Annotated in this window: 10 protein-coding genes; 2 read left to right on the top strand and 8 right to left on the bottom strand. The window is 61.6% G+C overall.

Annotation, left to right across the window (positions count from 1 at the left end; translation table 11 throughout):
* Positions 1 to 102: 102 nt before the first annotated feature.
* The 8 genes from Q5H92_RS03225 to Q5H92_RS03190 all read right to left on the bottom strand — a co-directional run bounded on the left by Q5H92_RS03225 (position 103) and on the right by Q5H92_RS03190 (position 10,907).
* On the bottom strand, positions 103 to 1,068 hold the full coding sequence (locus Q5H92_RS03225) for an AAA family ATPase (protein WP_305010044.1): 966 nt from the start codon (positions 1,066 to 1,068) through the stop codon (positions 103 to 105).
* A 128-nt stretch (positions 1,069 to 1,196) separates the two neighbouring features.
* The gene (locus tag Q5H92_RS03220) at positions 1,197 to 2,591 is read right to left on the bottom strand and encodes a peptidylprolyl isomerase (protein ID WP_305010043.1); all 1,395 of its coding nucleotides are present in this window, start codon (positions 2,589 to 2,591) and stop codon (positions 1,197 to 1,199) included.
* A 241-nt stretch (positions 2,592 to 2,832) separates the two neighbouring features.
* On the bottom strand, positions 2,833 to 5,154 hold the full coding sequence (locus tag Q5H92_RS03215; protein WP_305010042.1) for a peptidylprolyl isomerase: 2,322 nt from the start codon (positions 5,152 to 5,154) through the stop codon (positions 2,833 to 2,835).
* Positions 5,155 to 5,401: 247 nt separating this feature from the next.
* Positions 5,402 to 5,815 carry an ATP-binding protein gene (locus Q5H92_RS03210; protein WP_305010041.1) on the bottom strand — a complete coding sequence of 138 codons (414 nt, stop codon included), beginning with the start codon at positions 5,813 to 5,815 and terminating at the stop codon, positions 5,402 to 5,404.
* A 110-nt stretch (positions 5,816 to 5,925) separates the two neighbouring features.
* Positions 5,926 to 6,255, bottom strand: a complete 330-nt coding sequence (locus tag Q5H92_RS03205; protein WP_305010040.1) for an STAS domain-containing protein — start codon at positions 6,253 to 6,255, stop codon at positions 5,926 to 5,928.
* A gap of 15 nt (positions 6,256 to 6,270) precedes the next feature.
* Entirely contained in the window at positions 6,271 to 7,749 is a 1,479-nt protein-coding gene (locus Q5H92_RS03200; protein WP_305010039.1) for a PP2C family protein-serine/threonine phosphatase, read from the bottom strand.
* A 178-nt stretch (positions 7,750 to 7,927) separates the two neighbouring features.
* Positions 7,928 to 9,406 carry an IMP dehydrogenase gene (gene guaB / locus Q5H92_RS03195; RefSeq protein ID WP_305010038.1) on the bottom strand — a complete coding sequence of 493 codons (1,479 nt, stop codon included), beginning with the start codon at positions 9,404 to 9,406 and terminating at the stop codon, positions 7,928 to 7,930.
* Between the two features lie 88 nt (positions 9,407 to 9,494).
* The gene (locus tag Q5H92_RS03190) at positions 9,495 to 10,907 is read right to left on the bottom strand and encodes an alpha/beta hydrolase-fold protein (protein ID WP_305010037.1); all 1,413 of its coding nucleotides are present in this window, start codon (positions 10,905 to 10,907) and stop codon (positions 9,495 to 9,497) included.
* A gap of 257 nt (positions 10,908 to 11,164) precedes the next feature.
* Between Q5H92_RS03190 and Q5H92_RS03185 the strand changes: the two genes are divergently transcribed.
* Positions 11,165 to 12,016: an oxidoreductase gene (locus Q5H92_RS03185; RefSeq protein WP_305010036.1), complete on the top strand. Its 852-nt coding sequence runs from the start codon at positions 11,165 to 11,167 to the stop codon at positions 12,014 to 12,016.
* Between the two features lie 158 nt (positions 12,017 to 12,174).
* The gene (locus Q5H92_RS03180; RefSeq protein ID WP_305010035.1) at positions 12,175 to 13,014 is read left to right on the top strand and encodes an FRG domain-containing protein; all 840 of its coding nucleotides are present in this window, start codon (positions 12,175 to 12,177) and stop codon (positions 13,012 to 13,014) included.
* Positions 13,015 to 13,074 lie beyond the last annotated feature (60 nt).

Here is a 13,074-nt window from a genome sequence, read left to right as displayed (position 1 = left end):
CGTCATGCTGAGCGAAGCCGAAGCATCTCTACCGCTATAGTAAATGAATACTTGCGCGGTAGAGATGCTTCGGCTTCGCTCAGCATGACGTTCTTTTTATTTCTACAACAACTCTTTCACAATCTGCTCCACGCCGATGCCTTCGGCTTCGGCCTTGAAATTGCGCACGAGGCGGTGGCGCAATATCGGCACGGCCACGGCGCGCACGTCCTCAATGTCGGGCGAATACTTGCCGTTGAGCAGGGCGTTGCATTTGGCGCCCACAATGAGATGCTGCGAGGCGCGCGGCCCGGCGCCCCACTCCAGCAGCTGGTTGGTGCGGGCGTGGGCGCGTTCGGAGTTGGGGCGGGTTTTGTGCACGAGGCCCACCGCGTATTCCACCACGTTGTCGGCCACCGGCACGCGGCGCACCAGCTCCTGGAAGGCTTGAATATCGGCGGCGTGTAGCACCTTGTTTACCGTGTTTTTGATATTCGAAGTCGTTTGCTTCACGATGTTCAGCTCCTCGGCATAGGTAGGGTAGCCCAGTTCGATGTTGAACATGAACCGGTCGAGCTGCGCCTCGGGCAAGGGGTAGGTGCCTTCCTGCTCAATGGGATTCTGGGTGGCCAGCACGAAGAAGGGGCGGCTGAGCGGGTAGCGCTGCCCGGCCACCGTCACGGCGTATTCCTGCATGCTTTCGAGCAGGGCGGCCTGGGTTTTGGGCGGCGTCCGGTTGATTTCGTCGGCCAAGATGATATTGGCGAAAATGGGGCCTTTCACGAAGTGAAAATCCCGCTGCTGGTTCATCGTCTCGGAGCCCACGATGTCGCTGGGCATCAGGTCCGGCGTGAACTGGATGCGGTTGAACGACAAATCCAGCGAGTCGGCTATGGTCTGAATCAGCAGGGTTTTGGCCAGGCCGGGCACGCCCACCAGCAGGCTGTGGCCCTGCGAAAACACGGCCGTGAGTACCAGCCGCACCACCTCGTCCTGCCCCACAATGACTTTGCCGATTTCCTGGCGCAGCTTCTGGAAGGAGGTTGCCAGGGCGTCGGCGGCTTCTTTGTCGTTTTGGAATTGAGCCATTGATAGAAATGAGCTAAGCTAAAAAAACTGTCATCCTGAGCGTAGCGAAGGACCTTATCAAGCGAGAACGGTTTTCGTTCAATGGTGATAAGGTCCTTCGCTACGCTCAGGATGACAAAGAAAGGTTGCTACCGGTTGTCCGTCGATTCCAGCACCTTGCACTGGGCGTATTCCGGCGCCACTTCCAGGTACACACTGCCGCGGTTCTTGGCAAACCACTCATCCAGCGCTTTGTTGCGCTTCTCGTTGAGGGCGGCGGCGGCAATTTTCTGGTAGTCCTGCTCCAGGTTGGCCTGATGGGGCGGCGTGTTCGATTTCAGGTACAGGATGCGCATGGCGTCCTTGCCGTCGTCGGTGCGGTAGGGCATCGGCGGGGTGATGTGGCCCACCTTCATGGTGTCGATAACGAAGAAGATGGCCGGGTCGAGCTTGTCGAGGGGCAGGCGCGAGCCACCGTCCTGGCGGTTGGCCAGCAGGCCGCCGTTGGTGCTACTCTGCTTGTCGGAGGAATTATCCTTGGCCGCTTTAGCAAAGCTGATGCTGTCAGTCAAAATCTGGCGGCGCAGCCGAACCAGCTGCTTGGCCGAGGCGCTGGCATCGGCCGCGCCGGTTTCGGGCTTGAGCAGGATGTGGCGCGTCGAATACGTGTTGCCCTTGCGCTCAATGAACTGAATGAGGTGGAAGCCGAACTGCGACTGCACCACCGGCGACAGCTGCCCCGGCTCCAATTTCATCGAAGCTGCTTCGTATTCCGGCACCAACTCGCCGCGCTTGAAGAAGCCCAGATAGCCGCCTTCCTTTGCCGAGCCCGGGTCTTCGGAATACTGCTTGGCCAGCGTGGCAAAGTCGGCCCCAGCCAGCACCTGCGCCCGAATGTCGTTTAGCTTGGCCATAGCGGCCTGCTTGGCCTTGTCATTCACCTGCGCCGGAATCACAATCTGGCCCACTTCCACCTCGGTGCTGAAGTAGGGCAGGCTGTCTTTAGGCACGCGGCTGAAGTACTGGGCCACTTCGCGAGGCGTCACCGCCACCTTGCCGGTGATGGTTTCCTGCATTTTCTGCTGGGTGAGCTGGTCTTTAATCTGGGGCCGCAGGTCGTCCTTCAGCGCCTTGATGGGCTTGTTGTACTGCTCCTCCAAGCGTTTTTCCGAGCCGATTTGCTGCACGAAATAGGCCATGCGGCGGTCTACTTCGTTGTTCACCGTCTTGTCTTCTACCACCACCGAGTCAGTTTCGGCCTTGGCCAGCATCAACTTGTTCAGCACGAGGCTTTGCAGGATTTTGCACTTCAAATCGGGCGGCAGGGGTTTGCCGGCCGCGCGGGCCACCTCCTGGGCGTAGATGAGCTCTACGTCGGAACGCAGCACAATCTGGTTGTCCACCTTCACCACAATGCCGTCGAGCAGCTCCTGCCCTTTAGGCCGGGTGATGCCCAACTGGGCTTTGGAGGCGGGCGCCAAGCCCATTATCAGCAACAACGTAAGCAGGGCCGACGCCGCGGCGCGATTCACTTTAACAAGCATAAATCAAATAAGTAAAGCCCAACGGCCAGTTTGCCGGGGCCTGAGCCACACCCACGCCTAACACGCAAACGGGCGCACAAATTTCACGATAAATCCGCGGGCGGACAAAAACAAGGAGCCGCGGCGGGCTCTGAGGGTTGCAGAGGCACAAATAGAACGTCATGCCGAGCGCAGCAAAGCATCTTTACCGCTGTTTACTGCCGCGGTAAAGATGCTTCGCTGCGCTCGGCATGACGAGCGTTTACTTCGTGATGAGTTTGCTCACCTCGGCCTCGTTCACCTTCACGGGGCGAGCGGCGCGCATCTGCGCAATCCACTCTTTTTCCAGGTAGGTCTGGTAGTCGCTGGTGGCTTGGCCACGGGCTTCGGCCAGTGTTTTGGGACCGGCGGGCAGCGTTTTGTCGATGGTAACGGCGTAGTAGCGGCCGTCTTTCTGCACATTATAGGTGCCGGGGCCCTTGCTCAGCAGCTCGTCCATCACCTTGTTATCGCCCTTCTGGAAAATACGCTGGCTGATTTGCACCGACAGCGGGTTCTGCTCATTCAGCTCGCTCTCGATGGCCGCCGGGTTGGCGCTTACCAAGGCCACTTGCACCGATTCCGTGCCCGGGGCTTTGGCCACGGTTTTGCTGATGCGGCGGGCCGAGATAGTACCCCGCCGACGCAGGTAGCTGGCCACTGAATCGGCGCGGGCGCTAGCCAGGCTGGCCTTTTCGTCCTTTTTCACGCGGCCGGTCAGGGTCACGCGCGAGAGCGTATCCTGCAACATCGTCTTAATCAAGTCTTGCAAAGCAATGCCCCCAATTTTGCTGGGCACGGCCGAACCCGGACGAATAGCAATGGCTTTGGGCACGTTCTTCGTCACAGGGAAACGGCCGGCTTTCAGCTCTTTCTGCACGCGGGTGAGCAGGGCGGGCGTAGCGGCGCTCACCACGGTGCCTTGCACGCGCTGGTCCCACTGGTACTTGGCCTGGTTGGCGGCGAAGTACTTTTTCAGGCCCACGGTGTCCTCAATGGCCTTGCTCCACACCTTTTCGTCCATCAGTTGGAAGAGCAAGATGCCGTCGCGGTACTCCTTCACCAGCATGCGGTAGTCCTCGTACTTGGTGTCGAGGCTGTTTTTCTCGAAGTCGGTCAGGCTTTGCTCCACATACTGGTCGTAGAGCTGCTGCATGGCGAAGCTGGGCTGCGCGCCGATGCGGGGCCGCTGGTTTTGCTGCGCGAAGGTCAGGAAATCCTTCACCGTGTAGGGCTTGCCCTTGATGGTGAATAGGGCCGAATTGTCGGTCACGGCGTTTTTGGTGGGCTTGCCGGTAGCGGCGGTCGGGGCCACGTACTTGTAGCGGCCGGCTACCAGGGCCGTATCAGCTTTGCTGAAGGCGTAGGTTTTCGCGGCGGGCACTTCCGCAAACTGGTCTTCCTGGCGTATGCGCTTCAGAAAAGCGGCTTTGTTCAGCTCCGAGCGCGAGTCTTTGGCCACTTTGCTTTTCAGGCCGGGCTCCAAGTCGGCAAACTTGGCCAGCGGCTGCTTCTCAATCAGCTTGATGACGTGCCAGCCGTAGGGCGTTTGCACGGGCGCCGAGATGTCGCCAGGCTTTTGCAGCTTGAAGGCCACTTCCTCGAACGAAGGAATCATGCGGCCAGTGCCGAAGGGCGGCAGCTCGCCGCCGTTGGCGGCCGAGCCGGCGTCTTCCGAGAACTGGGCCACGAGTTTGTCCCAGTTTTCACCCTTTTTCAGGCGGCTGTACAGCTCGTCAATTTTCTTCTTGGCGGTGATGGAGTCAGGTTTCGGAGCGTTGGCGTTCATCCGAATCATGAGGTGGGCCACCTTGATTTCGCCCTGCGCGGCGCGCTTGTCGTTCACCTTGATGAGGTGGTAGCCGAAACGCGTGCGAATGGGCTGCGAAATCTGCCCCACGGGCGTTTTGTAGGCCGCCGACTCAAACGGGTAAACCATTTGCATGGCCGTGAAGTAGCCCAGCTTGCCGCCGTTCTCCTTGGCCGAAGGGTCTTCGCTGTTGGCGCGGGCCAGCTGGCCGAAGTCTTCGCCCGCCAGCGCCTGCTGGCGCAGCTTGACAACTTTCTGATAAGCCGTCAGGGTGTCCTGCGGGGTAGCATCGGGGGCCACCCGGATGAGGATGTGCGAGGCGTTCACCTCCTGGCTCATGCGGTCGTAGGCCTCGCGCACCAACTGGTCGGTCACACTCTTCTCGGTGAGGTAGGGCTGGGCCAGTTGCTGGCGGTAGCCGTCGAGCTCGCGCTTGAAGGCCTGGGTGGTATCGAGGCCGCGCTGCTCGGCTTCCAGTACCTTCAGCCGGAAGTTGGTGTAGAGGTCGAGGTAGTCGTTGACGCTCTGGCGGGTGCCGTAGTCGGGCGCCGAGCTGTTGTTTTTGCGGTACACGTAGGCAAACTCGTTGGCCGGTACCGGGTAGGTGCCCAGCGTCTCGACCACGGGCCCGGTGGCAGTAGAAGCCACAGCGGCCGTAGCGGCCGGTTTGGAGGTCTGGCAGCCAGCCAGCAGCGTGACGACGGCCGCGCCGGCGTACAGAATGCGTTTGTGCATATATAAAGTAGGAGAAAACAAAAACGTCGGCGGGAAAGAAGTCAGCCGCGCGGGCATAAAATTACCGGTGCGAAATTAACTAATTTCCGGACGGAAAGAAAGGCGACCGTTGGTGAGGGGACAGTGAAAAGCAAAACGGTCAGGCTGAGCGCAGCCGAATCATCTCTACCGCGCCAGTAATTGATTACTGGCGCGGTAGAGATGATTCGGCTGCGCTCAGCCTGACCGTTCTTTAATTACCGCCTTACTAAGCCAGATGCTTGCTCAGGTGGCACACCGTATGGTTGCCGCGGGTGAAAAATTCCACCCTGTCCATGAGCCGGTTCACCAGGGCCATGCCCATGCCGCCCTTGCGGCCTTCTTTGATGTATGCCCGCAAATCGGGCGACTGGTGCTCGCCGGGCAGGTAAATGGTATCGCCGTGGTCGGCAATTTCTACATTCAACTCCTGCTTCTCAAAGGCCAGCTCCAGGTCCAGAAACTGGGTTTCATCCTCCCCGTTGGCATGGATGATGAAATTAGCCACTACCTCGTCAATGGCCAGCACTACCTGATTAATCGTGATTTCGGGCAGACTGAGGCCGGTGAGGTAGTTCCGCACAAAGTCCCGCACCTCTTGAAGGTGGCTGCGGGAGCAGGCAATGCGGAGGGAAGACTTCACGTTGGGAGTGTTGAATGTTGAGGGTCGAATGTTGAATGAATAGTTGCGTAAAACACGAGCCAAAGCCCCTATCAACTCACCATTCAACTCTCAACACTCAAAACTTAAATTTAGGCTGCTTCGGCTTCGGTGGCGCTGGGCACGATGGTCATCAGCGCATCCAGGCCCAGGATTTCGAACACGTTGAACACTTTTTCCTGCATGTTGAAGAACACCAGCTTCACGTTGGCATCCTGAAAACGCTGCAGATGCGAAATAAATACGCCCAGACCCGCCGAGGAGATGTAGCTCAGCTTGGCACAGTCAATCAGTACCTTGCGGTAGTTGAGAATGTCGGGTTTGGCCAGCTCGGTGTCGAGGACAATGGCGGAGCTGGCGTCGAGCTCGCCGTCGAGCAGGAGGGTAAGCGTATCAGCGGAGGGTTGGGCAGTTACTTTCATAATGAGGTCGATACGTCAGGCCAACGGCAGGGGTTGGGCCGACTTGAATTTAATGACCAGCAGGGTCTGGTCATCGTGAATCGGATGCCCGTGCGTGAAGCTGTTAAGGTCGTCGAGGATGAAGCTTTTGATGTCCTCGGCTTCCTGGAAATAACTTTCTTCGAGGCGCAGCTTCAGCCGGTCCTCGCCGTATTCCTCGGTGCCGTCGCCGCCGCGCGCTTCTACGATGCCGTCGGTATAAATCACCATCACGTCGCCGGGGCTGTAATCGTAAAACTGGTTTTTGATGTGCTTCTCGTAGCTCTCGTTGCGGATGATGCCCAGCCCGAGCCCCTGCGACTCGAAGTAGAACACCTCCTCGCGCATGGCGTGGTAGTAGAGCGTGTGGCAGTGGCCAGCGCGGGCAAACACAAATCCACCCTGCTCATAATCAATGATGTAAAGCGAGGAGGTGATGAACGATGACTTCTCCAGGCAGTGGGTGAGGGCCATGTTGGCCTGGGCCATAAAGCGGCTGGGCACCGGGAATTTGTCGCGCTCATTCTTCGCCAGCGGGTTTTCCTGCATCAGCGAATGAAAGATGCCTTTCATCTGGGCCATGTGGAAGGCAGCCGTGACGCCTTTGCCGCTCACGTCGCCAATGATGACGGCCAGCCGCCGGCCCGGCAGGTGCAGGAAATCGTAGAAATCGCCGCCCACTTCCTTGGCCGCCAGCGAGTGCGAGCTGATGTCGAACCAGTTGTCCGTCGGCAGGTTTTTGGGAATGAGGCTGTCCTGCACCTGGGAGGCAATTTTCAGCTCTTCCTGGGTGCGCTGGTTGGCCAGCGAGGTTTGCACCAGCTCCAGGTTTTCGATGCTGAGCACGGCCTGGCTGGTGAAGGTTTGCAGGATGCTCAGGTCGGCGCGGTCGAAGGTGTGGGGTTTCACCTTCAGCAAGTAAAGGGTGCCGTAGCTGAAGTGCAGGCCTCGCAACGGCAACTCAATAAGCGAGCGAAACGCGGGCAGCGCCTTGGCAAAGCCCGGGCGCAGGTGCAGGTCGTTGGTCAGGTAGTCGCCTTCAGGGGCGGGGTGGGCCTGCAGACCGGTCCGCAACGCCTCGGCCTGGGCTGCGGTGATGCCGTGGTACTGGCTGGTGCCGGCCCCTTCAAAGCCCGGGTGGGTGGGGTCGAGGTCGAGCCAGGCGGCATCGGCGTGCACGGTTTGCACAGCGGCTTCCAGCAAAATGCGGTACACTTCGGCCGACGTATGGCCGCGCTGCACCAGCTGCGCGAGGCGCTGCAGGCTTTGGATTTCGTCGTGCCGGGGCGCGGAAGCGGGCTCGACACGACGAAAATAGAGGCGAACCAATACCACCAGGGTCCCCACATCGGCCAGCAGCAGCAGCCAGCTGGCCCACGGCGTGTCCGTGCCGGGCGCCGACACCAGGCCGCCGATGGCCAGTGCGCCACTCAGCAGAACCAGCAGAAAACCAAGGTATAGTAGCGGATGACGCACAGACAGAACGTAGGAATAGAAATTATACCAGCCCGCCGCGTCCTGGCCGGGCGCTCAACCGGCGTGCAAGATACAAGTAGCGGCCCGAAAAGGACTCACGCGGCGAGTACGTAAAAAAGCGGGCAGCGCCGGCTCTCGCCCAGCGCTGCCCGCGGCAAACTACGCAGCCCGCCGAAAGTTAGCGGCTCGAATAATTCGGGGCCTCGCGGGTAATCTGCACGTCGTGCGGGTGGCTTTCGCGCAGGCCCGCGCCGGTGATGCGGACAAACTGCGCCGCCTGTAGGGCCTCGATGTTGGCGGCGCCCACGTAGCCCATGCCGGCGCGCAGCCCGCCCGCCAACTGGTAAATCACCTCCGATACATTGCCTTTGAACGGCACGCGGCCCACAATGCCCTCGGGCACGAGCTTCTTCACATCGTCCTCGGCGTCCTGGAAGTACCGGTCCTTGCTGCCATCCTCCATGGCCTCCACCGAGCCCATGCCGCGGTAGGACTTGTACTTGCGGCCTTCGTAAATAATCAGGTCGCCAGGAGCTTCCTCGGTGCCAGCCAGCAGCGAGCCCACCATCACGGCGGCGGCGCCGCCGGCCAGGGCCTTCACCAAGTCGCCGGAGAACTTGATGCCGCCGTCGGCCACCAGCGTCACGCCGGTGCCGGCGAGGCCCTTGGCGGCTTCGAGCACGGCCGAGAGCTGCGGCACCCCAATGCCGGCAATGATGCGCGTGGTGCATATGGAGCCGGGCCCGACACCCACTTTCACGCAGTCAGCCCCGGCGTCGGCCAGGGCTTTGGCGCCAGCGGCCGTGGCCACGTTGCCGGCCATCACGTCGAGGTTAGGGTAGGCGGCTTTGATGGCGCGGACGGCGTCCATTACGCCTTTGGAGTGGCCGTGGGCGGTGTCGAGGCTTACGATATCCACGCCGGCTTCGACCAAAGCGGCCACGCGCTGAAGCAGGTCGGGCGTGACGCCCACGGCAGCGCCGACGCGCAGGCGGCCCAACTGGTCCTTGCTGGCGTGCGGGGCGCGTCGGCGCTTGCGGATGTCCTTATATGTCATCAGGCCGGCGAGTCGGCCTTCGCTATCTACCAGCGGTAGCTTGTCTACTTTGCTATCGGTGAGCAGTTCTTCGGCCGCGGCCTGGTCGATGCCGGCGGGGGCCGTCACGAGGCGGGAAAGGGGCACCATCACCGTGGTTACAGGCTGGCTCATGTCTTTCTCGAAGCGCAGGTCGCGGCTGGTGAGAATGCCTTCGAGCTTGTGATTTTCACTTACCACCGGAATGCCGCCGATGTTGTGCTTGCGCATGAGCTGGCGGGCATCGGCCAGGGTGGCGGTGGGCGGCAGGGTGAAGGGGTCTTGAATCAGGGCCGACTCGCTGCGCTTCACGCGGCGCACCTGCTCGGCCTGCGCCTTGATGGACATATTCTTATGAATGATGCCCAGGCCGCCTTCCTGCGCCAGCGCGATGGCCATGTCCGACTCCGTGACGGTGTCCATGGCCGCCGAAATCAGCGGGGTTTGCAGCCGGATGTTGTTAGTGAGGCGGGTGCCGGTGTCGCAGTCGCGGGGCAAAACCTCGGAGTACGCCGGCAGCAGCAGTACGTCGTCGTAGGTGAGGGCCTCGAAGGCAATTTTTGGGGTTGCGGAGTCCGCCATGGCAAAAGGGGTTGGGGGTTGTAACCTTTTGCCGGACGAAGTTACGGCGGGAAGTTGGGTTAGACCCCGTTTTCCCGCCGCTTAGTCGTTATTCTTTGGTGAATTTGCCGGTGCCCACCGCGCCGCCGGCCGTGAGGCGCGAGAGGTACAGGCCCGCCGCCAGCCGACTCACGTCCACGTGCTGGCCGTTGCGCACGCGGGTGCGCAACACGGCCCGGCCCCGCGCATCGGTTATTTCGAGCTGGGCTTCCTCGATGAGATTAGTGGGTAGCGACACGCGCAACTCGCGGGCCGTCGGGTTGGGATAGAGGTTGACGCTCAGCGTCTGGACCGGGCGCGCCGCGGTGGTCGTGGTGGGCGCGTAGAGCCAGGAGTAGGCGGCCGGGAACTCGCGCCGCCAGAACCATTCGGCGTGCTGGCCGTCGGCGCGGGTATTGAAGTTGAGGTTGGCGGTGGGCACACCGCCGCGCTGCAGCGAGTCGCGCAGGGCCTGCATCTGGGGCACCATGGTGGTGCTTTCGGTGGTGCCGCTCACGAAGTAAAAGCGGGTGTTGGGGTTGGCCGGGTGCTGGTGGGCGTAAGTGGCCAGCTGCTGATACGCAAACCAGTAAGCGGGCGAAAAGGACGCCACTTTGCTAAACACCGATGGGTGGCGCAAAGCCGCGTAGGTGGAAATGAGCCCGCCCATACTGGAGCCGCCGATGCCGGTGTTCTCGCGGCCCGGCAGGGTGCGGTAATTGGTGTCGATGTAGGGCTTGAGGGTTTGCACCAGAAAATCGAGGTACAAGTCGCCTTGGCCGCCGCCGTAGGCCGGGTTGTTCCAGGGCGAGTATTCGTCGAGGCGGTTGGGGCCGTTGTCGACGGCCACCACGATGCAGCCGGTGGGGTCTTGACCGCTGGCCGCCAGTTGGTTCAGGGCCTCGTCCACGCCCCACTCGCCGGCAAAAGCAGTGGCGGCATCGAACACGTTCTGGCCATCCTGCAAGTAGAGCACCGGGTAGCGGCGGCCGCTGCTGGCGTAGCCGGGCGGCAAATACAGCCACACGCGCCGGGTGCGGCCCAGCTGCGGCATGGCAAACGTGGTCGAAATCACGCTCACGTTGGCCGCGGCCGTGGAGGTGCCCGTGCCGGGCGAGCCGCCGGCCAGGTCTTCCCAGTTCAGCACCGTGGCCAGCACGGTGGCCGCGCTGCTGCCGAAGGTATAGGTGCGGTTGGGCACGGAGCCGTTGGAGGCGTTGGTTTCGACGGCGGCCCAGGAGCCGCGCGTAAACTTGTATTCCATGGTACCAGTGGCGGCGGGCAGCGTAATCTGGTAGCTGCCGTCGGGGTTGCGGGTGAGGGCATGGGCGGCGCTGCCAGGGTTCCAGCTATTGAAAGTGCCCGCGATGTAGAGGGTGGCGTTGGCCGGCGTGTTGGCCGGCACGGCCGTGATTCGGAAGGTGACCTGGGCTTGGGCAGCGAAGCCGAGGAGCGCCAATAGCAGCGAGAAAAGCTTTCTCATGGGAAGTGGGTGGGAGTGGGAAGGATGAGCGGATTGGGGCGGCGAAGGTACGGTGGGCGTTTTGGTGGTGGTGTGTCGTCTGTGTGGTGGGGTGCCGTCTGTCATCCTGAGCGCAGCGAAGGACCTTCTCACGGCCGCACAGTTCAGGCGTGATAAGGTCCTTCGCTGGGCTCAGGGTGACAGACGATTCTGCGGTTCACAAACAATTCACAGTCCCAACCCGTCTTAGCACCTACCATTTTAATAACCGACTTTCTATGTCTGATTCAACTGCCAAAACCTGGTTCATTACCGGCGCCTCGTCCGGCTTTGGCGAAGCCCTGGCCGACTACGTGCTCGAAAAAGGCGACCGGGTGGCCGCCACCTTCCGCAAGCCCGAGCAAGCCGACGAGTTCACCAAAAAAGCCGACGGCCGCACCCTCGGCCTGGTCTGCGACGTGACCGACGAAGCCACCGTCAAAACCGCCATTGCCGACGCCATTGCCAAGTTCAGCCAGCTCGACGTCATCGTGAACAACGCCGGATACGGCTCCATGGGCAGCATCGAGGAAGTGCCGGCCGAGGAGGTGCAGCGCCAGTTCGATGTGAACGTGTTCGGCGCGCTGCACGTGCTGCGGGCCGTGCTGCCGCAGCTGCGCAAGCAGCGGAGCGGCCACGTGCTCAACATTACCAGCATCGGCGGACTGAAAACCTTTCCCGGCGTGGGCATCTACAACGCTTCAAAATTTGCCTTGGAGGCCATTGGCGAGAGCCTGAGCCAGCAGGTGGGCCCGCTCGGCATCAAAGTGACTAATATCGAGCCCAGCGGCTTCCGCACGAAGTGGGCGGGCGAGTCGGCCACTATTGCCAACACCAAGATTGCCGATTACGAAGCCACGGTGGGCGAAAACCTGCGCGGCATCCAGGGCTACAGCGGCCGCCAGCCCGGCGACCCCGTACGCGCCGCCAAAGCCATGTACGACGTGGTGCAGCTGGAGAACCCGCCGTTGCACCTGCCGCTGGGCAAAGCGGCCGTGAAGGGCGCGCGGGAGAAGTTCGCCGGTATCGCGAAGGAGCTGGAGCAGTATGCCGAAGTAGGCGACGCGGCCGATTTTCCGGCCGGGGAGTAGGTGACGCATGAGGTAGGGGCGGGGCTTGCCCCCGCCCGGTCGTTGAACGGAATCGTTGAGGCGGTGCAGACGACCGGGCGGGGGCAAGCCCCGCCCCTACGCTCTGTATAACCATTTTTTAACACCACTCTGCTTATCGCCCGGCGTATCTTCGCCCCATGCCGCATTCCACCAACGACCACCGCGCCGCTTCCTGGGAAGACTTGCAGCGGCTGCTGTTTCAGGATACTTGGGACGGGCGCATCGGGCGGTTTCGGTCGCCGTTTGTGTACCGGGGCAGCCGCTCGCGGCATTATTTGCTCAATACCAGCCTGCAGCGCCTCGGCGGCGAATACCAGAACCTGGAGCACCACCTGCTGCGCAACTTCCGCAAATACGCCCGCGACACGCCCATGCCCGTGGTGGGCGCCAGCACCTGGGACTGGCTGGCCCTGGCTCAGCACCACGGCCTGCCCACGCGCCTGCTCGACTGGACGTACTCGCCCTACGTGGCCCTGCACTTCGCCACCGACGACCTCGACGCCTACCACGAAGACGGCATTGTGTGGGCCCTGAACTACGTGAAAGCCGCCGAGCACCTGCCCGAACGCCTCCGCCAGGCCCTGCGCCACGAAGGCTCCAACGTTTTCACCTCCGAGCTGCTCCAACCCGAAAGCAGCAGCCTCGATGAACTCGAAGAGCTGCAGGCTGAGCCCTACGTGCTGTTTCTGGAACCGCCCAGCCTCGACGCGCGCATCGTGCACCAGTACGCGCTTTTTTCGCTGATGAACACGGCCGAAAGCGTGCTTCACGATTGGCTGGCCGCTCGCCCCGAGCTGTATTTCCGCATCATCATCCCCGCCGAGCTGAAGTGGGAAGTGCGCGATAAGCTCGACCAGGCCAATATCACCGAGCGGGTGTTGCTGCCGGGCCTCGGCGGCCTCAGCCGCTGGCTGCATCGCCACTACTCGCCCCGGACGGATGGCCGTAGCTTCTTGGATGAGAACGAGATGCGGTGATTGGATGGATTGGTTGAAGCAATATAGAACGTCATGTCGAGCGCAGCCGAGACATCTCGC

Origin of the sequence: Hymenobacter mellowenesis (genome assembly GCF_030581005.1) — a bacterium.
Classification (GTDB): Bacteria; Bacteroidota; Bacteroidia; order Cytophagales; family Hymenobacteraceae; genus Hymenobacter; species Hymenobacter mellowenesis.
This window is presented reverse-complemented; position numbering and strand designations above follow the sequence as displayed.